Source organism: Trichlorobacter ammonificans (assembly GCF_933509905.1).
In the GTDB taxonomy this organism is placed as follows: Bacteria; Desulfobacterota; Desulfuromonadia; order Geobacterales; family Pseudopelobacteraceae; genus Trichlorobacter; species Trichlorobacter ammonificans.
In genome coordinates this window covers 2,981,018-3,002,868 of the sequence record NZ_OW150024.1, presented here as the reverse complement: position 1 = coordinate 3,002,868, position 21,851 = coordinate 2,981,018, and the positions used below count along the sequence as shown (strand labels likewise).

Genomic DNA, 21,851 nt, shown 5'->3' with positions numbered 1-21,851 from the left:
GTGGGTTACTCCAGTGCCCGAACCTGCTGGTCGGGCGGCAAGGTCGGCAACAACTCCCGAAGCGGTCTGCCGCTCCTCGGGTCGATCAGGTCCGGGGTGATCTCCAAGAGCGGCATTAGAACGAATTTCCGTTGCGTCATCCGGGGATGAGGCAGGGTCAATTCCTCGGTTGCCCGGGTCTGCTCCCCGAACAGCAGCAGATCCAGGTCCATCCTGCGGGACTGCGGCGTTGTGCTGCGGCTGCGGCCGAACAGGTCGCGCTCGATCCGCTGCAGTTCGTGGAGCAGGTCAAGCGGGGATGCTACGGTTGTCGACAATCTGAGTACGGCGTTGTAGAAGGAGGGGGTGCCGTCGGGCATGCCGACCGGTGCGGTCTCGTAGAAACCGGAGAGGGCGGTGACCCGGCATCCGGGAAGTCTGCCCAGCTCGGCAACGGCCCGGAGCAGGTTCAGTTCCCGGTCTCCCAGGTTCGAGCCCAGGGCGATGTAAGCCTCGGTTTCCACATCGGGATTAAAGCACAGTTGCCGGACAGCGTCAACCGGCGGTACGTGCTGTCCCAACAGCTTGCAAATCGGCATGAGTTTCGGCTTGTTGGGCCGTGGGTCTTCTGGTATTTTCAGACTCTGAAACCGATTACGATGGAGGAAGCGGATGAAATTCACCAAGATGCACGGCGCAGGCAATGATTATGTCTATGTGAACTGTTTTGAGGAGCAGGTGGCGGACCCGGCGGCGGTGGCCGTTGCGGTTTCCAACCGGAACTTCGGCATCGGTTCCGACGGCCTGATCCTGATCATGCCCTCGGACACGGCCGATGTGCGGATGCGGATGTTCAACAGCGACGGTTCCGAGTCGGAGATGTGCGGCAACGGTATCCGCTGCGTTGCAAAGTACGCCTACGATCATGGTATCGTGAGCAAAACCGAGATTACCGCCGAGACCGGCGCCGGTATCCTGACCCTGCAGCTGTTCCCCGACAGCGCCAACAAGATCGAGCGGGTGCGGGTGAACATGGGGCCGCCGCGACTGTCCCGCGAAGAGATCCCGATGAACGGCCCGGCTGTCCCCCGGGTGGTGGCCGAAGAGTTGACCGTGCTGGACCGCACCTTCAAGATCACCTGCGTCTCCATGGGGAACCCCCACTGCGTCATCTACGTGGATGACGTGGACAACTTTCCGGTGGCCACTTACGGTCCGCTGATCGAAAACCACCAGCTCTTTCCCCGCCGGACCAACGTGGAGTTCATCCAGATCATCTCCCGCAGCGAAGTGAAGCAGCGCACCTGGGAGCGGGGAGCCGGCGAGACCCTGGCCTGCGGTACCGGTGCCAGCGCCGTCTGCGTGGCCGGCGTGCTGAACAACGTCACGGACCGGAAGATCCTCAACCACCTGGCCGGCGGCGACCTGGAGCTGGAGTGGGTGGAAAACGGGCCGGTGTTCATGACCGGACCGGCAACGGAAGTGTTCAGCGGCGAGATTCACCTGTAGCCAGGTCAGGGACAGGGCACGCGGATGACGCGGACCAAGCTGATTGACGCGGATCTTTATTGGATTTTTACTGGTGATCCGCGTTGATCCGCTCAAATCAGATGTGATCCGCGTGCTGTTTTTAAAGGTTTCGTTTTTCCCCGAGGTCTCCCATGGATTTTTCAAAGTACCTGCACAAGTTCACGGTGGTTCCGTCCCTTTCCGACGAGTTGGCACCTTTGCAGCGGATCGCCTACAACCTCTGGTGGTCCTGGGAGCCCGACGCCATCTCCCTGTTCCGCCGTCTCGACCAGGACCTCTGGAGCTCAACCCGGCACAACCCGGTGGAGATGCTGGGAATTTTGCAGCAGACCACCCTGGAGTCCCTGAAGCAGGACGAGGGGTTCATGGCCCACCTGCAGATGGTGGACGAGAAGTTGACCAACTACCTGGGGGAAAAATCCTGGTTCCAGCGGGAGTATAACGGCGATACCAACCTCAAGATCGCTTACTTTTCCATGGAGTTCGGCCTGCATGAATCCCTGCCGGTCTATTCCGGCGGTCTGGGCATTCTGGCCGGGGACCATCTCAAGTCGGCCTCCGACCTGGGGCTGCCGCTGGTGGGGGTGGGGCTGCTCTACCGCCAGGGCTATTTCCGCCAGTACCTGAACAACGAGGGGTGGCAGCAGGAGATTTACCCGGAAAACGATTTCTACAACCTGCCGCTGACCCTGGAACGGGACAGCGCCGGCATGCCGCTGGAGATCGAGCTTGAGTTCGGCCCCCGTCACTTCAAGGTCCATATCTGGCGGGTGCAGGTGGGACGGGTGCCGCTCTACCTGCTGGACACCAACCTGGAGGAGAATGCGCCGGAGGACCGGCTGATCACGGCCCAGCTCTACGGCGGCAACCAGGAAATGCGGATGCTGCAGGAGATTCTGCTGGGGATCGGCGGGGTGCGGGCCCTGCGGGCGTTGCGGATTATTCCCAACGTTTGCCATATGAACGAGGGGCATGCGGCCTTCCTGGCCCTGGAGCGGATCAGGCTGGTGATGGAGAAGCGCAACATCAGTTTCCGCGAGGCGCTGGAAGTGACCCGGGCCGGCAACGTCTTCACCACCCACACGCCGGTGGAGGCGGGGATCGACCACTTCCCCACCGAGATGCTGGACAAGTATTTCAGCAAGTATATCCGTTCCTTCGGCCTGTCCCGGGACGAGTTCCTGGGGCTGGGGCGCCAGCGTCCCGGGGATCAGTATGAAAGTTTCTGCATGGCGGTGCTGGCGCTCAAGCTGGCCGGCCATGCCAACGGCGTCAGCCAGCTTCACGGCGAGGTGTCCCGTTCCATGTGGAAGAACCTCTGGCCGGAGCTGCCGGAGGAGCAACTGCCGCTTACCTCCATCACCAACGGGGTCCATACCCGCACCTGGATGTCCGGTCAGATGGGCAGCCTGCTGGTGCGGTACCTGGGGACCCGCTGGCTGGACGATCCCACCGATCACAACGTCTGGCGCCGCATCTCCCGGATCCCCGATGCGGAGTTGTGGCGCACCCGCCAGACCACCCGGGAGCGGCTGGTGGATTTTGCCCGCTGCCGTCTGAAGCTGCAGTTGAAGCAGATCGGCGCCACGGCCAAGGAGATCGCCACGGCGGACGAGGTGCTGGACCCGGAGGTGCTGACCATCGGCTTTGCCCGGCGCTTTGCCACCTACAAGCGGGGTACCCTGCTGCTGCGCGACCTGGAACGGCTGCACCGGATTCTGAACAACGCCGAGCGGCCGGTGCAGATCATCTTTGCCGGCAAGGCCCACCCCCACGATACCGAGGGGAAGGAGCTGATCCGCCAGATCGTGCAGGTCTCCCACCAGGAGCGGTTCCGGCACCGGATCGTTTTTATCGAGGACTACGACATGGAGGTGGCCCGTCACCTGGTGCAGGGGGTGGATGTCTGGCTGAACACCCCCCGCCGCCCCATGGAGGCCAGCGGCACCAGCGGCATGAAGGTGGCCTTCAACGCCGGCCTGAACCTTTCGGTACTGGATGGCTGGTGGTGCGAAGGCTACCAGGGGAACAACGGCTGGGCCATCGGCAAGGGAGAGGTCTACGCCGACATGGAGTACCAGAACCAGGTGGAAAGCGGCGCCCTTTACGATCTGCTGGAAAAAGAGGTGGTGCCGCTGTTCTACCAGCGGGGGGGCGACGGTATCCCCCGTGACTGGGTCGGCATGATGAAGGCGTCGATGCAGTCCCTCTGCCCGGTCTTTTCCACCGACCGGATGGTGCAGGAGTACGCCCAGTTCTCCTACGTCCCCTCCTACCGCCAGTGGGCGCAGCTGGAGGCGGACGACCTGGCCCTGGCCCGCGAGCTGTCCGGCTGGAAACAGCGGCTGTTCGGGCTCTGGCCCGGGGTAACCATTGAAGGGGTCGATGCTCCGCTGGGGGATTCGGTGGCGGTGGGGAGCAATCTGCCGGTATCCGTACGGGTTGGCCTGGGTGATATTCAGCCCGATGACGTGCTGGTGGAGGGGTATTTCGGTGTGCTCGACAACCAGGGCACCATCCGGGGAGGCGAGACGGTCTCGCTGGCGGCGGCGGAGGTCTTGGGGGGCGGGCTGTACCGCTTCGCAGGAGAACTGGAATGCCGCTTCTGTGGCCGCTACGCCTTCATGGTGCGGGTGATGCCGCGGCATCCGCGGCTGGGGCCGGTGTACGAGCCGGGCTATATGATCTGGGGATAACTGACGATAGATAGTCCATGGCCATAGCTCCCGATATTCAGCAGCAGGTGTACGACCTGCTCTCCCGCAGTTCCAACCTCTCCTTTGTTTCCGCAGAGTCGGAGGCGCCGGGGGGGCTGTCGCTCAGTCTGGCCCCCGGACAACGGGTGACGGCGGAGGTACTGGGACAGGCCCAGGGAAACCGCGTGCCGGTCAGGATTGGCGGCCAGCAGGTGACCCTGGACCTTCCCCTGCAGGTCCGACCCGGTCAGAACCTTGATCTGACCTACATTGCCAGCGATCCCCGTCCCACTTTTGCCATGTACCGCTCCGGGGTGGCGACGCAACAGGTCAGCCTTTCCGACGCTTCCCGCCTGCTTTCGCTTTTGATCTCCAACGAGCAGTTCATGGACCCCCGGCAGCGTTCTTCGCTGCAGAGCATCAGCGATCTGTTGCGCCGCACCGGTGGCGAATCCTCGGTGATGGCCGGCTTCCTGGACGATTTTCTGACCTATCCGGCCACCGGCCGACCGGTGGTGCCGGCTGCCAGCGGCCTGCCGGAGCAGGCTGCCGGTCGGACCGGACAACAACTGGCCGGACAGCAGGGGGGAATGCCGGGAGGAGCGGGCGGAGGGACGGCGCCGTTCGAGGATGCCGCATCGCGGCTGTTGCTCAATCTGGCCCAACGTTCCCGTTTCACCCTGGTGGAAGCCTCCAACCAGCCGCTGCACCCGTTGCCGCTCAAGCCGGGCGAGGAGGCCACCGCCCTGGTCAGGGGGACCCTGCCCGACGGCAGGACCCTGGTGCAACTGGCCGGTGAGACGCTGGAACTGCGCCTCCCCCGCCCGGTGGCGGCGGGGGAGATTCTGCGGTTTGCCCTGGTGACCCAGCAGCCCAGGCCGGTATTTGCCCTCTTGGGACAACCGGTGCACGAGCAGCCGGGGGTGGTCAGCGACACCGCCCGCTGGTTGAGCACCATGTTGGCCCAGAGCGAGGGTGATGGTGAGGTACAGCGGGCGGTCATGGCCCGTCTGCAGCAGGTGATCAGCAGCCTGCCCCCCGGTTCGCCGGCCCTGGCGGCCATCATGGACGAGGCGATGATCTACGGCGCCACTCCCTGGCTTTCCTCCCGTTCCCTGCAGGGAGCGGCAACGACGCCGGCCAAACGCGAGGACGAAATGCTGCGCCTGCTCCAGGCGCTGATGCAGGGGAGCCGACTGGCGCTGCTGGAGCCGGAGCTGCCGCCGACGCTTCCCCGGGAACTTCCCTTTGCCCCTGGCCAGCAGCTCAGGGCCGAGGTGCTGCAGAGCCTCGGCGGTGGCCGTTTCATGATCCAGCTGGCCGACATGACGCTGAATGTCCTGCTGCCCAAGGGGGTGCGCCCCGGTGACGGCCTCAACCTCTTTTTCGTGGGGAACGATCCCCCCACTTTCCTGCTGGTGCGTCACGGCAGGTCCGGCGACGCCCTGGTAAGTGAAACCGGCCGCTGGATCAGCACCCTGTTGGGGATGCAGAACCGCAGCACACCGCTGGAAGCCGGCCTGGGCATTCTGCGTACCCTCTTGCAGGGGGCACCTACGGACCCGGCGCTGTTGGAACAGGCTCTGAGCCGGGGGCTGCGGGAGAGCGGTCTTTTCTACGAGGCCCACTTGGCCCGCTGGTTCAGCGGCAGCTACCCGCTGGAGAGCCTGCTGCGGGAACCCCAGGGCGCACTGTCGCCGCAACCGCAGCCTCCCCAGCAGCAGCCGTCGTCAGCTGCCCCATCGAGCCCGCAGCGGACCGTGGCGGTCCAGCAACAGGGGATGACGGCCAGGGAGGTGACGCCGGAACTTCTGGAAGCGGCCCTGAAGGGGAAAAGCGGCTCGGCATCGGACATCGGGTCCGACCCTCGTACCCTGCCGATCATCAAGGAACAGTTGGCCACTCTGCAGACCGGTCAGCTGCTCTTTCAGGGAGAGTTGTTTCCGGGGCAGCCGCTGGAGTGGCGGGTCAGGGAGCGTGCCGACGACGAAGCGTCGGGGCGGGAAGATCGGCACCAACGGGAAGCCGGCTGGGAAACGGCCCTTTCCCTGACCCTGCCGAAGCTGGGGACGGTCAGCGCCACCATCGTGCTGGAAGGGGGACGGGTTTCGACCCGCCTGGCAGTGGCGTCACCGGAGAGCGCCGCGGTACTGGAGGAGGGAATCGGCGAACTCCAGGAGCAACTGACGGCGGCGGGGCTTGAAACGGGTGTGCTGAAGGTGCACCATGACACGTAAGCCGCGGCAGCAGCTGGACGAGCGGATGGCCGCCGCCCTTTCCTACAAGCAGGGGTACTATGCCCCGGTGGTGGTGGCCAAGGGAAAGGGGGTGGTGGCGGAGGCGATCATCGCCTGTGCCCGCGATGCCGGCGTCTATGTGCATGAGTCACCGGAACTGGTGACCCTGTTGATGCAGGTTGACCTGGACGAGCACATCCCCCCGGAACTGTACCGGGCGGTGGCGGAAGTGCTGGTCTGGCTGTACAGGATGGAAGGGAAAAAACCATAGAAAGGTTGCTCAAAAACAGCCATCTCGCCGCCGTCCCCGCAAACCCCTTTTGTGCGGCGTAGCGTTGCTACGCCTCCGCGGGGTTTGCTGCGGGTGCGACGATCCGGTCATTTTTGAGCAACCTTACGTTTCAATACAGTATGAATAATGGGGAGCAAGGCATGCAGATAAAGTTTGGCACCGATGGCTGGCGGGGCGTGATTGCCCGCGATTTCACCTTTGACAATCTGTCGCTGGTGGCCCAGGCCACCATGGACTGGCTCCACCGCGCGGGGCTGGCGGACAAGGGACTGGTGGTCGGATACGACCGCCGTTTTCTGTCGCCCGAGTTTGCCCGTCGGGTGGCGGAGATCGCCGCCGGCAACGATATCCGGGTGCTGCTGACCGAGAGCTATGCCCCGACGCCGGCGGTCTCCTGGGCGGTCAAGGAGCAGGGTAGCGGTGCGGGCATCATGATGACCGCCAGCCACAATCCGCCGATCTATAACGGCTTCAAGGTCAAGGAGCAGTACGGCGGCTCGGCCCGGCCGACCACCACCGCCCTGCTGGAGCAGATCGTGGCCTACAACCGGGAGCATGGCCGTCCGGTCCACGCCATCCCTTTTGAGCGGGCAGTCCGGGAAGAGCGGGTGGCACTGTTCGATGCGACCACCGGCTACCTGCGGCAACTGGCCCGCTGCGTCGACCTGGAGAAGATCAGGGCAGCCGCCATCCCGGCGGTGGTGGACCCGATGTACGGTGCCGGCTCCGGCTTCCTGGCCCGCCTGCTGACCATCGACGAGATTCACGGCGACGAGAACCCCGGCTTCGGCGGCCAACCGCCGGAGCCGATCGGCGAGCACCTGGAAGAGCTCTCCCGGCTGGTTGCCTCGGGCCGCTACCGGGTCGGCTTGGCCCTGGACGGTGATGCCGACCGGATCGGGGCGGTGGACGAGCGGGGGGCCTTCTTTTCCTCGCACGCCATCTTCACGCTGCTGCTGAAGCATTTGGTGGAACGCAAGGGGCTCTCCGGCGGGGTGGTGAAGACCGTCTCCTCCACCCGGATGATCGACCTGCTGGCCGAACGGTACGGGCTGCCGCTGTACGAGACGCCGATCGGCTTCAAGCATATCTGCGAATTGATGCTGGAACGCCCGATCCTGATGGGGGGCGAGGAATCCGGCGGCTTGGGAGTCACCGGCCATATCCCGGAACGGGACGGTATTCTGATGGGACTCCTGTTGCTGGAAACAGTGGCAGTGACCGGTCAGGGGCTGGGCGAACAGTTGGGGGCGGTCATGGCCGACATCGGCCAGTTCCGCTACCGCCGCATCGACCTGACTATCGAGCAGGAGGCTAAGGCGCGGCTGCTGGAGCGGCTGCGGAGCGAGCCGCCGACCCACTTTGCCGGCCGTAGCGTCACCGGCACCAATTTCAGCGACGGCTTCAAGTTCCTCTTCGACAACGGCGACTGGCTGCTGATCCGCCCCTCCGGTACTGAACCGGTCCTGCGGCTGTACAGCGAGGCGGGAGACGAGGCGATGGTGGAGCAGTTGCTGCGGGCGGCACGGCAGGTGGCAAACGTTTAGGCGGTTTTCAGCAGCTCCGGTATGTCCAGAATCAGGGCGATGGAGCCGTCTCCCAGGATGGTGGCGCCGGAAATGATCCGTACGTCCCGGTAGGCGGTGCCCAGCGGCTTGATGACCGCCTTGAGCGCCCCTTCCAGGCGGTCCACCACCAGGGCGGTGCGCTTGGTGCCGGTTCTGGCCACCACGGCAAAACGCGATGCCGGAGCCGGTACACTGATCTGCAGGGCGTCCCGCAGGTCCAGGCAGGGCAGCGCCGCGCCGCGCAGGTCATGGTAGCCGCGGCTCGCCAGTCGTTGCTGGTCGGCGGGGGATAAGTCCAGCGTCTCGTCAACCAGCTCCATCGGCATGATGAAGAGACTGTCGCCGACAGCAACCATGAAGCCATCGATCAGGGCCAGGGAGAGAGGCAGGCGGATGCGGACCGTGGTGCCGCGCCCTTCGAGGCTCTCAAGTTCCAGCTTTCCCCGCAGTCCCTCCACAATCTGCTTGACCACATCCATCCCCACGCCCCGCCCCGAGAGCTTGGTTGCCTGCTCAAGCGTCGAGAATCCCGGCTCGAAGATCAGGGAAAGGGGGTCAAGGCCGGCGATATCTCCCGGCCGGATCAGTCCCCGCTCCAGCCCTCGTTGCAGCACGTTCTCCCGATTGATCCCCTGGCCGTCATCCGCAATCTCGATCACGATGGAGCCGGCTTCCTGCCAGGCATTCAGGCTGATGGTACCAAAGGGGGGTTTGCCGGCGGCAGTGCGTGCTGCTGGGGACTCGATCCCGTGGTCGGCGGCGTTGCGCACCAGGTGGAGCAGCGGTTCGCGAATCTTCTCCGCCAGCACCTTGTCCAGTTCCGTGTCCACGCCCGCAGTCCGCAAACGCAGCTGCTTGCCGGTTTCCGCGGACAGGTCATGCAGCATCCGTTGAAAACGCCGGAACAGATCCCCCACCGGCACCATCCGGAAAACCATGGCCCGTTCCTGCACCTGTTTGACCAGCAGGGAAACGGCCGCTGCCGACTCGGTGGCAGCCGGGTCGCCGGTGCGCTTGACATGGGACTCCAGTTCGGAGCTGGCGGTAACCAGTTCCACAACCAGGTTGATCAACTGATCCAGCTTGCCGGACTCGATTTTGACGATCCTGCGGTCGGTGCTGCTCTCCGCAACCGCGTCCGTGGCAGGCGGGGTGAGCGTCTCCCGCGCCTGCAGGTCGGCGGGGTCGTGGGCGGGAAGGGTCAGCCAGGAAGCGATGCGCGAGAGGAGCTGGGCGTGGGTGGGAGGCACAGTCGGGGTATCGGCCTCGAAGAGGCTGACCAGAGCGCGGATATGATCGTGGCACTGCAGCAGCAGGGCAACCAGATCGCGGGTGAGCGGCAGCTCCTGTTCCCGCAGCCGTGACAGCAGGTGCTCGGTATCGTGGCAGAAGAGCTCCACCGCCTCCGCGCCGACAATACTGGCGGAGCCCTTGATCGTGTGAACGGCCCGGAAGAGGGCGTTCAGGTCGTCGCCGATTTCCGGCCGGTGTTCCAGCGCCAGCAGTGCGGCTTCCATCTCCGCCAGATTCTCGGCGGTTTCAAGGGTAAAGGCAAAGCGAATTTCCGCCTGTTCCTCGCGGGTCATGGCGATGGTGGGGGGGGAGGCGTGCAGATGCAGCGATTGCGGCCGGCCTGCTTGGCCTGGTACATGGCATTGTCGGCCCGCCGGATCAGGCTGTCGGCGGAGTCGTTGACCGTCAACTCCGTGACGCCGGCGCTGATGGTGATGGCGAACGGCGTGTTCTGATAGAACAGTTCAATGTCGGCGATGCTGGTGCGGCAGCGTTCCGTCAGGATACAGGCCTTTTCCAAGGTGGTTTCGGGCAGAATACAGACGAATTCTTCACCGCCGAAGCGGCCCAGTATGTCGCTTTTTCTGAACATATCCCGCAGGGTTTGCGCCAGGGAGCGCAACACCTGATCGCCGCAGAGGTGCCCACGGCTGTCGTTGATCTGTTTGAAATGATCGACATCCATCAGCATCAGGCAGAGCGGGTTGCCATGGCGTCTGCTCCGCTCCAGCTCCTCTTCCAGCCGCTGGGTCAGGAAGCGGCGATTGTATAACCCGGTAAGGGAGTCCACCCTGGTCATTTCAATCAGGCGGTGCTCGTAGAGCACGAATTCCGTAACATCCTGCACTGCGATGAAAAGCGAGTTGATCTGCCCGCTCTCGTCCCGCAGGGGACCAAGGGTGCAGTGCTGCTGCATGCGCGGGAACAGCTCGATACCGGCATGGGGGTTGCGCATCGGGAAGAGGTAGTGGTGCAGCTTCTGGGAAAAGTAGCCGAAAGAGCCGAAGCTGAAGGCACACTTGACGGCACGGGTAAAGGCTTGCTTGTGCTGCAGCGACGGATAGAAATCAAACAGCGGTCGCCCGATGATCTCGTCGGCGCGGATGGAACTGTGCATTTCCATCCAACGGTTCCAGTCGGTGACGGTCAGGTTGCGGTCCAGTACCACCAGCCCCTGATTGGTGGTGTCGAATATCTGGCGGTACTCACTGTTCATACTGGCTCAGGTAGGCGTCGATGGAGCTCTTCAGCCACGCCATGACATTGGGGTTGCTGACCAGGAACAGGTAGCCGTTGACGTTGTCGTTTTCAAAGGCGAAGACGGTCTTGAAGAGCAGTGCGAAGCTGCTGTCGCCGCCGAGGCCTTCTTCCAGCGAGTGGTAGATCATTTCATGGGCAAAGAAGCGGGGAGGGGCGTAGGATACCGTATCGCCCAGCATTTCGGCAATTTTGCCGACACAGGCGCCGATGATGATGTTGCCCACCTCCAGCAGGGTCTCCCGTTGCAGCAGGGCAAGATCGTGGGTCTGGCCGGTAAGGTTGGCTTCCTCGTCGAACAGGCGCAGCAGCTTGAGCCCCTCTCCCTGGGGAACCACCAAGTAGCTGGCGCCATTCAGCTTGCCGCTGAAAAACTGGGTGATCATGCTCATGTCGCTGGTGTCGGGGATTTCCCGATGGATATATTCAATGACCTCGCTGGTGGCCATCACCGCGATATGGGGAATGGAGAGGATGACATGAATTCCCAGGATATCGGCCAGATCGGCAGCGGCACGACCAAAGCCGATGTTCATGATCTCCTGCAGGGCGTCCCGCTCAAGCGGCGTCAGAATCCGGGAATCATCCATGGTGTCGTTCTCCCGCAGCCGCCAGCAGGGCCTGTGCCAGGACGGTGAGCACCTCCTGGCGCTGGGGAGGCTTTTTCAGAACCGCAAAGGCTCCCAGTTCAGTCACGATCTCGATGGTCCGCTTCTGGATGTCGGCGGTGAGGATGACGATGACCGCTTCCGGGCGATTCTGCTTCATCTCCTTCAACGCCTGAATGCCGTCCACACCGGGCATGGTCAGATCGAGAAAGGTGACGGTCGGATTGAAGCTGGCGAACAGGGCGACACCGGAGGCCCCGTCGGCGGCATCGGCGATTTCGTGCTCCTCTTTCGGCAGGCAGGATTTGAGGCTCATCCGCGCTACAATTGAATCGTCTACAATCAGAATCTTGGCCATCCGGCGTGCTCCCCATATAAAAATACCTGCGTGTGGGTGTTTGACTATACTGAAGGGGGGCGGTGTTGTCAAAACGTTCCGGACAAACGTTCCAGACACGGTTTTGCTGAATAGCTGAGAAATCACGGAAGAGCCATGACACGACGTATCAGTGTCGAAGCAGGATTTTTGTTCGTGCGGCAGGCGGCTATTGCAATGACCGCCCCTCGCCTTCCTCTTCGTGGGTAATGCCATCACGGATGTGGTAGATACGCTTGAAGGTGGGGATGATCTTTTCGTCGTGAGTGACCACGACGACTGCTGTTTGAAAACGCCGGGCCATGGCGTTGAGGATGCGGATTACCGCCATGGCCCGCACCGAATCCAGCGGAGCGGTCGGCTCGTCGGCCAGAATGACTGGCGGGCGGTTGACCAACCCGCGCGCGATGGCCACCCGCTGCTGTTCGCCGCCGGACAACTGTGCGGGCATGGCCTTGGCGCGATGCTGCACATCCAGGGCGGCGAGCAACTCCCCGGCACGCTCTCGCGCCTCGTCATTGGGCACACCGGCCAGCATCGGCAACAGCGCCACATTATCGGTGACATCGAGAAACGGAATCAGATACGGCGCCTGAAACACGAAGCCGATCTTGTCCCGGCGCAGTGCCCGCAGGTCGCTCACCCGCCAGCCGTTGTCGAAAACCACCTCGTCGCTCAGCACCATGCGCCCGCTGGTTGGGTCAATTACAGCCCCCAGACATTTGAGCAGCGTGCTCTTGCCTGAGCCGGAAGGACCGATCAAGCCGACCACCTCACCGGGCGCAACATGCATATTAACATCCTTCAGGGCAAGGACTGCGGTATCGCCTTCTCCGTAGCGCTTGCTCAAACGTTCGATCTGGATGCCTTTGCTCGTCATCGTCAACCTCCGATGGCTTCGGCCGGATCAACCTTGAGGGCCATGCGGATGGCAACGATGCTCGACAGCACGCAGATGACCAGCACGGCGCAGCAGCCAAGAATCGAGTCAATGGGTACCAGCAACACGTACTTGGGGAACAGCGGTGCGGCAAAGGTCGCGGTGATCTTGCCGACGACGAAACCGATCGCGCCCAGCACCAGGGCTTGCTGCAAGATCATTCCGGCAATGGTGCGATTCCTTGTGCCGATCAGTTTCAGCACGGCAATTTCGCGGATCTTGTCCATTGTCAGGGTGTAGATGATGAAGGCCACGATGGCTGCGCTGACAGCGGCCAGAATCACCAGAAACATACCGATCTGCCTGGCCGATGTGGCAATAAGTTTGCCCACCAAAATTTCTTCCATCTGCGCACGTCCATAAACCGTCAGCCGCTTCCAGCGTCGGATCGGCTCCGCCACCTCTGCGGGGGAATACTCGGGACTAATGCGCACCAGCACGGCGTTGACCGAGTTGTTGCCGGTCTGGGCGGCAATAACCGCATCGAGCAGCCCAGGCACACCGGGGCGGTTGAAAACCGGGTTGGCCGCGGTGCGACGACGCTGCATCAAGATGGCGTCGTTGTCTTTGAGGAACTGCGCCTCTTGTGCATCCTTGAGCGGGATGAACACCATCGGGTCGCCGCTGGAGGACACCATACGGCGCGTCAGGCCGACGACGGTGTAGTGGTTGCGACGAATCTTGAGCACGTCGCCCAACCGGAAGCCGCAGGCAATGTCAGCCACTGCCTCATAGTGGCTGCGCGTGATCTGGCGTCCGGCAACCAGCTGCGGTGGCCAGCCCGGTGTGCCCGGTTCGCCCGCCGCGATGCCGACCACCATGGCGCGCACGTCACGCTCATCTTTGCCGACCTGCATGGTCAGGTAGGTGATGTTGGCAGCCTGCACCACGCCGGGCATGGTGGAGATACTGCGCCACAGATCGTCCGGGATGCTGGAGGACTCGGCATAAGGACCGAGGGTGTCTTTTTGCACCACCCACAGATCTGCGCCGCTGTTGTCCAGCAGCACCTTGCCGTCATCAACCATCCCGCGGTACACGCCCGCCATCGTTAGGGTGACGCCAATCAGCAGGCCTAGCCCGATGCCGGTGAAAACGAATTTGCCCCAGGCATGCAGAATGTCGCGTCCTGCCAGGCTGATCACGGCAACACTCCCGCCAGACGTTCGACAACGTGAACCCGGCTTCTGGCGCTCAGCGCCTTTTCGCTGTAGATCACGACACGGTCGCCAACCGCCAGCCCCTTGAGCACCTGCACGCGACCATCGAGATCGGAACGACCCAGTACAATCGGAGCGAACGTCAAATCTCCATCAACGAGCTTCCACACGCCACGTTGCCCGTTGGCCGTGCGGATCGCCGCATTGGGAATGACCGCTGCGGCGGGCAGTTCACCCAACTGCACCGTAACCTCCGCTAATTCACCCAGCGGCGGCAAGGGCACGGACATCCTGTCGAAAACGATCTTTGCCAGGGTTTCTTCGGTCACGGCATCGGCCCGCGGCTCGATGCGCAGCACGCGACCGGGCAGGTCCCGGCTTCGCCGTGAGCGCAAAGTAACCCGGGCGGGCAGGCCTGCGGCCAACCCCTCGGCGCTTATCTGATCGAAACGCGTGTCAATCCACAGGTGTGCCGGGTCGATGACTTCGACCACCGCCTGCCCTGCAACCACGGTGGTGCCGGGGTCGGCATTACGCGCCACTACCAATCCAGCCACCGGAGCCACTAATCGCAAATTGCCGCGTTGCGCCCGAAGCGCTTCCAGTTCGGCACGCAAACGCATGTGGTCTTCTCGCACAGCCGCCAGTGCCGCACCGGCTACTGCCAGCTCTTGTCGTTTGGTGGCGACGGTTTCCTCACTGGTGCCGCGCACAGCCAGAAGCTGCCCGTAGCGTGCGGCCTGTGTCTGCGCAAAGGTTTCCCTGACCTCAGCTTGCCGCAGGGCGGCTTCCGCACTTTTGATAGCCGCCTGTTGCGCGTTGATGCGATCGTCCAAATCCACGGCATCCATCTCGCCCAGCACTTGACCCGCTTTCACGGTATCGCCGACATGCACATCCAACCGTTTGACTCGTCCGGCGAAGGTCGGGCCAATCTTGTAGGTGTAACGTGCCTGCACCGTTCCCATACCGGCCAAGGCAGGGGCGATGGTTTGGGACTCTACGTCGCCGACAGTGACGGCGACAGGAGCTAATGGCCCGGAGCGCACGGCGACGTAGCTGAACAGCAGAAGAAGCGGAATGATGAGAGCGATGAGCGCCAGTGTGCGGCGCTGCGTGCGAGGAAATTTCATGGTGCGCTCTCTATGCCGCGGCGATAGATAGAGAAAACGCCCGGTGCATCACGGCGGATACGGGCAGTGTCGCCCGCGAGCAAGGATTGCATCACTAGGCCCTGGATGGAGCCGATGAACAACACGGAAGCCGTGCCGCTATCCAATTGTGCATCGAGCTCACCCTGTGTCTTGCCCGCCTCAAGCAATTGGCACAGCCGTTCCCTGTAGCGCTGAATCAGGGCCTGCACCATCTTCTTGGGTAAGCTGTCTCCTGACCGCTGCAACTCCCCGAAGAGCATCCTCGGCGCGCCCGGGTGTTCGGAGACGAAATCGACGTGTGTCATGAATACCGCCTCAAGCGCGGCAAGAGGAGAAGCGGCGCTTTGCGCTGCCGCGTCCACCCGGGCGAGGAGGCATTCTGCCATCCAGGTTATCACGGCTTCGAGGATCGCATCCTTGGTCGGGAAATGCCGGAACAGTGCACCTTGGGTGAGTCCCATGCGCTGCGCGATGGCTGTGGTCGTGATGTCGCTGGGATTCTGCTCGGCTGCCAAATTGACCACTGCTTCCACTGTGGCCGCACGTCGTTCATCCGCCGGCAGGTGCTTGGGGTGCTCGCCCATTGGTCGCTCCTAAAGTAGTCTCCATCCGGAAACTCCGGATGGAAACCAAAGTAAGTAATTTATTACTATCTTATCGGGAAGCGATTGTATGATGCAAGACCTATTTGCAAACGTTCCGGACATCAGGGGGCCCTGTTGTTTTCCCCCTCAGGGCAGGCCGTACTCTTGCCAGCGTCCGGTGATCAATCGTTCGGTAGCCGGATCTTCCAAGCCCTCGCCAAAACTCCGCCTGGTTGCGTCGATGGCCAAGCGACGTCCGGTTTCATCGCGGATCAGGTCGTCACTCCAGTCCGGTTCGTTTACCACCCGCCAGGCCACTTGCAGGAGGTTGCCCAGGGGAGCGTCGCTCTCCACCAGCACCAGCAGCCGGGCCTGGGCAAACCAGGGCAGACGCCAGAGGGCATGGGCCGTTTCCCGCACGCTGCGCGCGGTTGGGTTTTCCAGGGCGATGATGGCGCTCTGCCGGAATACCCAGGGCAACGGCATGAAAATATCCCGGATGCCGGGAACCAAGCGGGGCAGCATGGCCGCCAGCATCCGTTCCCAACCCAGCATCATCCAGCAGTCTTCCTGCGGCGGCGGTCCCACGACCGTGATCGGCAGGACCGGCTTCCGGCGGCGGGTGATACGGGTAACCGTCACCCGTGCCGCCGGTCCGGCCGGATCGTAGCGGCCGGTATGGTTGCCGAAGGGGCCCTCGACCAACGGTTGATCCGGCTCTGCGAACCCCTCGATCACTATGTCTGCTTCTGCTGGAACCTGCAGGGGGCCGTGGGGGCAGGCAACCATCGGTATTTCGACACCCCGCAGCCATCCGGCGAAGGCCAGTTCGTCGATGCCCGGCGGCAGCGGCCAAGCTGCCGCCAGGATCAGGGTCGGTGGTCCCCCCAGGACAATGGCAACGGGCATCCGCTCGTTCCGTTCGATGAACCGTCGGTGGTGCTCCGCGGCGCCGCTACCTTTTCGCCAGCGGATGGCCAGAGTGCGGGAGTCATGGATCTGGCAGCGGTAGATGCCGTAATTGTGGCGGGAGCCTTCTGGATCAATGGTGGCAACCTGGCCAAGGGTAATGTAGCGGCCGCTACCGGCAGCGGAACCGTCCGCGGGCCAGTTTCGGTGAAAGGGAAGCTGCAGCAGATCATCGCCAAGCACCGGTTCTTCCCGACAGGGAACCAGCTCATGCGGTAGCAGCGATGGCGGAAGCGACGCCCCTCCGGCCAGTGCGGCCCCCAGGCGTGAAATGTCGGACGCAGCGGTGATCGGTGCAAGGGCAGCGTTGACGGCGTTGGTCAGATCGTTGAGGCTGTCCAGTCCCAGTGCCAGGCGCATGCGACGACGGGAGCCGAACAGGTTCGCGGCAACCGGAATGGAAAACGGGGCAGGGGTACGGAAGAGTAATGCCGGTGAGGATCTGACGTTGTTGCTGATCCGGCGGACGATGGCGGCAATCTCCAGATCAGGCGAAACCGGCGCATCGATTTCGTGCAGATCGCCGATCCGTTCGAGATGCTGCAGGAAGTCGTGCAGCGATGAAAACATGGTGGAGCCCCTTTCCCCGTCTGCCTGATTTATAGCAGAGAGTTATACCTCCGGAGAGCGGAGCGGTCAATCAGGGGGGCAAACGCATAAAGCCCGGCATCACATGAATGCCGGGCTTTATGAATGTCGTAGGGGTGCAGGTTGCTTAGGCCGGGTAGACCGAAACCTTTTTGCGGTCACGTCCCATCCGCTCGAACTTCACCACCCCTTCGATCAGGGCGAACAGGGTGTAGTCCTTACCGCAGCCGACGTTGGTACCGGGATGAATGGTGGTGCCCCGCTGACGGTAGATGATGTTGCCGGCCTTGACGGTTTCCCCGCCGAACTTCTTGCAGCCGAGTCGCTGGCCGTCTGAATCGCGGCCGTTCCGGGAACTGCCGACTCCTTTTTTATGTGCCATGGCGTAATCTCCTTCGCTGGTTACGGATTAAGTCTGAAGCTAAGCGCTGATTTTCTCGATCTTCAGCACAGTGTGGTACTGGCGGTGACCGATCAGCTTGCGGCTGTTCTTGCGGCGCTTGGATTTGAATACCAGCACCTTCTTGTCACGCCCCTGTACGGCAACCTTGGCGGTCACCTGGGCGCCGGCCACCACGGGAGCGCCGATCTTGATGGTGTCACCACCAACCATCAGTACCTCGCTGAACTCGATCGTGTCGCCCACGGCCTTGTCCAGCTTCTCAACCTTCAGAAAGTCGCCTTCAGCGACTTTGTATTGCTTGCCACCGGTTTTGATCACAGCGTACATGATTGATACCACCTGTTCGTTTTTTACAGAGTTGTGAACTATAGTGAAAGGCGTAGGGGCAGTCAAGCACTTTTTGCGCAACGAAAAAATTACGCCTCCGGAATCCGGGCGCGGCGGAGATCAGGCAACGGTGACGCTGAGGGTGGCGACCCCATCGATGGCAGCCTCCAGGCGGTCGCCGGCCACTACCCGTCCCACCCCCGCCGGAGTACCGGTGAGGATGATATCCCCCTCTTCGAGGGTGAAGATGGTGGAGAGGTGGCTGATGATGCGGGCCACGCCGTTAATCATCAGGCCGGTGGAGCCGTTCTGGCGCTCTTCGCCGTTCAGGGTCAGCCGGACGGTCAGGTTCTGCGGGTCGGCCACCTGAGCGGCCGGTACGAAGTCGGAAAGAGGGCAGGAGGTATCGAATCCTTTGGCGATATCCCAGGGAAGCCCCTTTTTTTTCAGGCCGTCCTGTATGTCCCGCAGGGTCATGTCGATGGCCACGCCATAGCCCGCCACATGGGACAGGGCCTCGGCTTCGGGGATATTCTTGCCGTCGGTACCGATCAGCACCGCCAGTTCCGCCTCGTAGTGGCAGTCGTTGCTGCAGGAGGGGATCACGACCGCTTCACCGCTGCCGATCACCGCACTGGCCGGTTTCATGAACACCACCGGTGCCGCCGGGGTTTCGTTGCCCAACTCCTTGATATGATCCACGTAGTTGCGGCCGATGCAGAGAATCTTGCCGATGAGGTATTCGTTGTCGGTGGCGGGTATGGTCGCGGTTTTCATAGCAGGCTCTCCCCGGTCATTTCCTGTGGTTGCGGCAGTCCCAGCAGCTTCAGCATGGTGGGGGCGATGTCGGCCAGCTTGCCGCCATCTTTGAGGATGGTGTCTTTTCGGCTGTCATCCACCAGGATCAGCCGTACCGGGTTGCAGGTGTGGGCGGTGTGCGGTTCACCATGCTCGTCCACCATCTGCTCGGCATTGCCGTGGTCGGCGGTGATCAGCACCGTACCGCCCAAGTGCCGCATTTTCTCCACCACCCGGCCGACGCAGGCGTCCACCGCTTCCACCGCCTTGACGGCTGCCGGCAGGATGCCGGTGTGTCCCACCATGTCGCAGTTGGCGAAATTGAGGATGATGACGTCGTAGCGCCCCTGGTCCAGCCGTTTCAGCAGCTCCTCGGTGACCTGGTAGGCACTCATCTCGGGTTTAAGGTCGTAGGTGGCCACCTCCTTGGGGGAGGGGATCAGGGCCCGCTCCTCGCCGGGGAACGGAGTTTCCACGCCGCCGTTGAAAAAGAAGGTGACGTGGGCGTACTTCTCGGTCTCGGCAATCCTGAGCTGCTCCATGCCGGCAGCGGCCAGCACGCCGCCCAGGAGGTTGGTCAGCTCTTCCTGGCCGTAGGCCACCGCCAGCGGGAAGGTGGCGTCGTATTCGGTCATGCAGACGTAGGACGCCAGTTGGGGAACCCGTGCCCGCGCGAAACCGTTGAACTGCTCGAAGGTCAGGGCCCTGGTGATCTCCCGCGCCCGGTCGGAACGGAAGTTGAAGAAGATGACGGCGTCACCGTCGTTGATGGTGCCGACGGGCCGGCCGTTGTCGCAGATCACGGCCGGCAGGACGAATTCGTCATGGACGTCGGCGGCGTAGCTCTGCTCGATGGCTTGCCGTGCCGAGGCCCGCTGTTCCCCCTGTCCCAGCACCATGGCGTCGTAGGCCTTCTGCACCCGCTCCCAGCGGTTGTCCCGGTCCATGGCGTAGTAGCGGCCCATGACCGTGGCGATCCTGCCGCAGCCGATCCGTGCGATCTCGGCCTCCAGCTGCGCCAGGTAGTCGCTCCCGCTTTGGGGGGGCGTGTCCCGGCCATCCAGCAGGCAGTGGACGAATACCTCGGTCATCCCCCGGCGCTTGGCCAGTTCAAGCAGGGCATACAGGTGTGTGTTGTGGGAATGGACACCGCCGTCGGAAAGCAGGCCGGCCAGATGCAGACGGCCCCCCTTTGACCTGGTTGTGGTAATGCACTCCAGCAGCACCGGGTTGGTGAAAAAATCACCGTCGTCGATGGCCTTGCTGATACGGGTGAGATCCTGGTAGACGATCCGGCCGGCACCGAGGTTTAAGTGTCCCACCTCGGAGTTGCCCATCTGTCCCTCCGGCAGTCCTACCGCCAGGCCGGAGGTGCGGAGCGTGGTGGCGGGATACTCGGCCAGCAGGCGGTCGAGGGTGGGGGTGGCGGCCAGGGCCACGGCGTTGTTGTCGGGACTCGGGTTGATTCCCCAGCCGTCCAGAATCATCAGCATGAGCGGTTTTTGCATCTGCGGGCCTTTCTTTCCGGTGGTGCGCGGAGGCTACATCCGCGGTCCCATCGGCATGCCGCCGGCCGGTTTCTTCTTCGAGCCGTCGATCTGTTCGATAATCAGTTCATCCCCTTCCTGCAGGGTGCCCTCGGTAATCTCGACGAAGCGTGCGTCGGAAAGTCCGGTCTGCACGGCAACCGGCTGGGGGGTGCCCTCCTTCAGCACGTACACCTGCTGCTTGGGGGCGCCGCTTTTTAGGGGGGCTCCCTTTTCCCGGTTCGTCGGCCGTGTTCCGCCGTTTGTCTTGCCTTCCTTGTCGCTGCGGGGCTTGAAGCGCAGAGCAGCGGCCGGTACCTTGAGCACACCGTCGCTCCGGCCGGTTTCGATGGAAACATTGGCGGTCATGCCCGGCTTGAGGAGCAGGTCCCGGTTGTCGACGGTGATGACCACGATGTAGGTGACCACGTTCTGGACCGTGACCGGGGCACTGCGAATCTGGGAGACCGTGCCGCTGAAGCGGCGGTCGGGATAGGCGTCCACGGTGAAGGTGGCAGTCTGGTCCAGGCGGGCCCTGCTGATATCAGCCTCGTCCACGCTGGTTTCGATCTGCATTTTGGTCAGGTCCTGGGCGATGGTGAACAGGGTGGGAGTCTGGAACGACGCCGCCACGGTCTGGCCCACGTCAACGCTGCGCGAGATGACGACACCGTCCACCGGCGAGCGGATGACGCTGTTCTTCAGGTTGGTTTCCGCCTGCAGCAGCGCGCCGCGGGTCTGGGTGATGCCGGCTTCGGCAATCTTGACACCGGCAAGGGCTGCGTCATAGGCGGTCTGGGAGGCGTCGAAGTCGCTCTGGGCGATGATCCCCTGGGCCACCAGCGGGCGGTTTCGCTCCAGGGTCCGCGTGGCATCGGCCAGGGTTACCCGTGCCTTCTGCAGGTTTGCCTGGGCGTTCAGAGCATTGCCGCGAGCCTGCTCAACCTGGGCCAGAAACAGGGCCGGGTCGATCTCCGCGATCACCTCTCCCTTTCTGACCCGCGAGTTGTAGTCCACCAGCAACTTCTGGATGGTGCCGGAAACCTGGGAGCCCACTTGGACCGTGGTCACGGCATTCACGGTGCCGGTGGCCGATATGGCGGCAACAACGGTGCCCTTTTCAACCTTCGCGGTCTTGAAACTGACGGCGGGGCTGCGTTGACTGACGTACCAGAGTACGGCACCGGCACCGGCAAGCACGAGCAATGCGGTAAGGACGATTTTTTTCATGGCGCACAAAGAGTACGGAAAGAAAAACCCCGTGTCAACCGACACGGGGTTTTTGATCAGAACGCCCGCCGGAACGTCACCCGACGGGCCGGATTCGGCACCCCTCCTTGCAGTGAGACACCGGACGAATTCTAAAGCGCTGAGTCCACATGGCAGGATTCTCCTTTCCGATGATGTTGCCCTTCGTATGCTTAAATAATAGTGGTCGTTATTGAAAAAGTCAACCGGACCGGAAAGGTGTTTTTTGCTCTTTACGGTTGAAAGAGAATAGTGCGGGCGCTATAACGAAACAATTTAGGTTTCACTCGGAAAACGATTCGTTTCCGATCTGGAACC

Annotated in this window: 20 protein-coding genes; 5 read left to right on the top strand and 15 right to left on the bottom strand. The window is 62.7% G+C overall.

Features of this window, described 5'->3' with window-relative positions; genetic code table 11:
* Positions 1-5: 5 nt before the first annotated feature.
* Complete coding sequence (folK, locus tag RAK07_RS13740) at positions 6-578, bottom strand: 2-amino-4-hydroxy-6-hydroxymethyldihydropteridine diphosphokinase (RefSeq protein WP_309550379.1); 573 nt, start codon at positions 576-578, stop codon at positions 6-8.
* A 73-nt stretch (positions 579-651) separates the two neighbouring features.
* Between folK and dapF the strand changes: the two genes are divergently transcribed.
* From dapF to RAK07_RS13715, 5 genes are all read left to right on the top strand, one after another.
* Positions 652-1,488 carry a diaminopimelate epimerase gene (gene dapF, locus RAK07_RS13735; RefSeq protein ID WP_305733401.1) on the top strand — a complete coding sequence of 279 codons (837 nt, stop codon included), beginning with the start codon at positions 652-654 and terminating at the stop codon, positions 1,486-1,488.
* A 152-nt stretch (positions 1,489-1,640) separates the two neighbouring features.
* Positions 1,641-4,205 carry a glycosyltransferase family 1 protein gene (locus RAK07_RS13730; RefSeq protein ID WP_305733400.1) on the top strand — a complete coding sequence of 855 codons (2,565 nt, stop codon included), beginning with the start codon at positions 1,641-1,643 and terminating at the stop codon, positions 4,203-4,205.
* Positions 4,206-4,222: 17 nt separating this feature from the next.
* On the top strand, positions 4,223-6,442 hold the full coding sequence (gene fliK / locus RAK07_RS13725) for a flagellar hook-length control protein FliK (protein WP_305733399.1): 2,220 nt from the start codon (positions 4,223-4,225) through the stop codon (positions 6,440-6,442).
* Positions 6,432-6,713: an EscU/YscU/HrcU family type III secretion system export apparatus switch protein gene (locus tag RAK07_RS13720; RefSeq protein WP_305733398.1), complete on the top strand. Its 282-nt coding sequence runs from the start codon at positions 6,432-6,434 to the stop codon at positions 6,711-6,713. Before fliK ends, RAK07_RS13720 begins: the two co-directional genes overlap by 11 nt.
* Before the next feature lie 161 nt (positions 6,714-6,874).
* Positions 6,875-8,281 carry a phosphoglucomutase/phosphomannomutase family protein gene (locus RAK07_RS13715; RefSeq protein ID WP_305733397.1) on the top strand — a complete coding sequence of 469 codons (1,407 nt, stop codon included), beginning with the start codon at positions 6,875-6,877 and terminating at the stop codon, positions 8,279-8,281.
* On the opposite strand, the gene RAK07_RS13710 is transcribed toward RAK07_RS13715, so the two are convergent.
* The 14 genes from RAK07_RS13710 to RAK07_RS13645 form a co-directional block, all read right to left on the bottom strand.
* Positions 8,278-9,888 carry a chemotaxis protein CheA gene (locus RAK07_RS13710; protein ID WP_305733396.1) on the bottom strand — a complete coding sequence of 537 codons (1,611 nt, stop codon included), beginning with the start codon at positions 9,886-9,888 and terminating at the stop codon, positions 8,278-8,280. The genes RAK07_RS13715 and RAK07_RS13710 overlap by 4 nt on opposite strands.
* Positions 9,885-10,811 (bottom strand): sensor domain-containing diguanylate cyclase, encoded by a 927-nt coding sequence (locus RAK07_RS13705; protein WP_305733395.1) that lies wholly within the window; start codon positions 10,809-10,811, stop codon positions 9,885-9,887. Before RAK07_RS13705 ends, RAK07_RS13710 begins: the two co-directional genes overlap by 4 nt.
* The gene (locus RAK07_RS13700; protein WP_305733394.1) at positions 10,801-11,442 is read right to left on the bottom strand and encodes a chemotaxis protein CheC; all 642 of its coding nucleotides are present in this window, start codon (positions 11,440-11,442) and stop codon (positions 10,801-10,803) included. The genes RAK07_RS13705 and RAK07_RS13700 overlap by 11 nt, the downstream gene beginning before the upstream one ends.
* A complete protein-coding gene (locus RAK07_RS13695; protein WP_305733393.1) occupies positions 11,435-11,818 on the bottom strand; it encodes a response regulator in 384 nt (127 codons plus the stop codon). Before RAK07_RS13695 ends, RAK07_RS13700 begins: the two co-directional genes overlap by 8 nt.
* A 187-nt stretch (positions 11,819-12,005) precedes the next feature.
* On the bottom strand, positions 12,006-12,716 hold the full coding sequence (locus RAK07_RS13690) for an ABC transporter ATP-binding protein (RefSeq protein ID WP_305733392.1): 711 nt from the start codon (positions 12,714-12,716) through the stop codon (positions 12,006-12,008).
* Between the two features lie 2 nt (positions 12,717-12,718).
* A complete protein-coding gene (locus tag RAK07_RS13685; protein ID WP_305733391.1) occupies positions 12,719-13,921 on the bottom strand; it encodes an ABC transporter permease in 1,203 nt (400 codons plus the stop codon).
* Positions 13,918-15,069 carry an efflux RND transporter periplasmic adaptor subunit gene (locus tag RAK07_RS13680; protein ID WP_305733390.1) on the bottom strand — a complete coding sequence of 384 codons (1,152 nt, stop codon included), beginning with the start codon at positions 15,067-15,069 and terminating at the stop codon, positions 13,918-13,920. Before RAK07_RS13680 ends, RAK07_RS13685 begins: the two co-directional genes overlap by 4 nt.
* Positions 15,066-15,674, bottom strand: coding sequence for a TetR/AcrR family transcriptional regulator (locus RAK07_RS13675; RefSeq protein ID WP_305733389.1), 609 nt, complete (start codon positions 15,672-15,674; stop codon positions 15,066-15,068). The genes RAK07_RS13680 and RAK07_RS13675 overlap by 4 nt, the downstream gene beginning before the upstream one ends.
* 147 nt (positions 15,675-15,821) lie before the next feature.
* Complete coding sequence (locus RAK07_RS13670; RefSeq protein ID WP_305733388.1) at positions 15,822-17,213, bottom strand: UbiD family decarboxylase; 1,392 nt, start codon at positions 17,211-17,213, stop codon at positions 15,822-15,824.
* Positions 17,214-17,358: 145 nt separating this feature from the next.
* Positions 17,359-17,613 (bottom strand): 50S ribosomal protein L27, encoded by a 255-nt coding sequence (gene rpmA / locus RAK07_RS13665; RefSeq protein ID WP_305733387.1) that lies wholly within the window; start codon positions 17,611-17,613, stop codon positions 17,359-17,361.
* A 39-nt stretch (positions 17,614-17,652) separates the two neighbouring features.
* Positions 17,653-17,961 (bottom strand): 50S ribosomal protein L21, encoded by a 309-nt coding sequence (gene rplU / locus RAK07_RS13660; RefSeq protein WP_305733386.1) that lies wholly within the window; start codon positions 17,959-17,961, stop codon positions 17,653-17,655.
* Between the two features lie 120 nt (positions 17,962-18,081).
* Positions 18,082-18,738, bottom strand: coding sequence for a fumarylacetoacetate hydrolase family protein (locus tag RAK07_RS13655; protein WP_305733385.1), 657 nt, complete (start codon positions 18,736-18,738; stop codon positions 18,082-18,084).
* On the bottom strand, positions 18,735-20,267 hold the full coding sequence (gene gpmI, locus RAK07_RS13650; RefSeq protein ID WP_305733384.1) for a 2,3-bisphosphoglycerate-independent phosphoglycerate mutase: 1,533 nt from the start codon (positions 20,265-20,267) through the stop codon (positions 18,735-18,737). Before gpmI ends, RAK07_RS13655 begins: the two co-directional genes overlap by 4 nt.
* 33 nt (positions 20,268-20,300) lie before the next feature.
* Complete coding sequence (locus RAK07_RS13645) at positions 20,301-21,515, bottom strand: efflux RND transporter periplasmic adaptor subunit (RefSeq protein WP_305733383.1); 1,215 nt, start codon at positions 21,513-21,515, stop codon at positions 20,301-20,303.
* Between the last annotated feature and the right edge of the window lie 336 nt (positions 21,516-21,851).

What these genes read in the sequence shown, in the direction of transcription:
- folK (WP_309550379.1), bottom strand. Translation starts at nt 578, where the DNA reads ATGCCGATTTGCAAGCTGTTGGGACAGCACGTACCGCCGGTTGACGCT.
- dapF (WP_305733401.1), top strand. Translation starts at nt 652, where the DNA reads ATGAAATTCACCAAGATGCACGGCGCAGGCAATGATTATGTCTATGTG.
- RAK07_RS13730 (WP_305733400.1), top strand. Translation starts at nt 1,641, where the DNA reads ATGGATTTTTCAAAGTACCTGCACAAGTTCACGGTGGTTCCGTCCCTT.
- fliK (WP_305733399.1), top strand. Translation starts at nt 4,223, where the DNA reads ATGGCCATAGCTCCCGATATTCAGCAGCAGGTGTACGACCTGCTCTCC.
- RAK07_RS13720 (WP_305733398.1), top strand. Translation starts at nt 6,432, where the DNA reads ATGACACGTAAGCCGCGGCAGCAGCTGGACGAGCGGATGGCCGCCGCC.
- RAK07_RS13715 (WP_305733397.1), top strand. Translation starts at nt 6,875, where the DNA reads ATGCAGATAAAGTTTGGCACCGATGGCTGGCGGGGCGTGATTGCCCGC.
- RAK07_RS13710 (WP_305733396.1), bottom strand. Translation starts at nt 9,888, where the DNA reads ATGACCCGCGAGGAACAGGCGGAAATTCGCTTTGCCTTTACCCTTGAA.
- RAK07_RS13705 (WP_305733395.1), bottom strand. Translation starts at nt 10,811, where the DNA reads ATGAACAGTGAGTACCGCCAGATATTCGACACCACCAATCAGGGGCTG.
- RAK07_RS13700 (WP_305733394.1), bottom strand. Translation starts at nt 11,442, where the DNA reads ATGGATGATTCCCGGATTCTGACGCCGCTTGAGCGGGACGCCCTGCAG.
- RAK07_RS13695 (WP_305733393.1), bottom strand. Translation starts at nt 11,818, where the DNA reads ATGGCCAAGATTCTGATTGTAGACGATTCAATTGTAGCGCGGATGAGC.
- RAK07_RS13690 (WP_305733392.1), bottom strand. Translation starts at nt 12,716, where the DNA reads ATGACGAGCAAAGGCATCCAGATCGAACGTTTGAGCAAGCGCTACGGA.
- RAK07_RS13680 (WP_305733390.1), bottom strand. Translation starts at nt 15,069, where the DNA reads ATGAAATTTCCTCGCACGCAGCGCCGCACACTGGCGCTCATCGCTCTC.
- RAK07_RS13675 (WP_305733389.1), bottom strand. Translation starts at nt 15,674, where the DNA reads ATGGGCGAGCACCCCAAGCACCTGCCGGCGGATGAACGACGTGCGGCC.
- RAK07_RS13670 (WP_305733388.1), bottom strand. Translation starts at nt 17,213, where the DNA reads ATGTTTTCATCGCTGCACGACTTCCTGCAGCATCTCGAACGGATCGGC.
- rpmA (WP_305733387.1), bottom strand. Translation starts at nt 17,613, where the DNA reads ATGGCACATAAAAAAGGAGTCGGCAGTTCCCGGAACGGCCGCGATTCA.
- rplU (WP_305733386.1), bottom strand. Translation starts at nt 17,961, where the DNA reads ATGTACGCTGTGATCAAAACCGGTGGCAAGCAATACAAAGTCGCTGAA.
- RAK07_RS13655 (WP_305733385.1), bottom strand. Translation starts at nt 18,738, where the DNA reads ATGAAAACCGCGACCATACCCGCCACCGACAACGAATACCTCATCGGC.
- gpmI (WP_305733384.1), bottom strand. Translation starts at nt 20,267, where the DNA reads ATGCAAAAACCGCTCATGCTGATGATTCTGGACGGCTGGGGAATCAAC.
- RAK07_RS13645 (WP_305733383.1), bottom strand. Translation starts at nt 21,515, where the DNA reads ATGAAAAAAATCGTCCTTACCGCATTGCTCGTGCTTGCCGGTGCCGGT.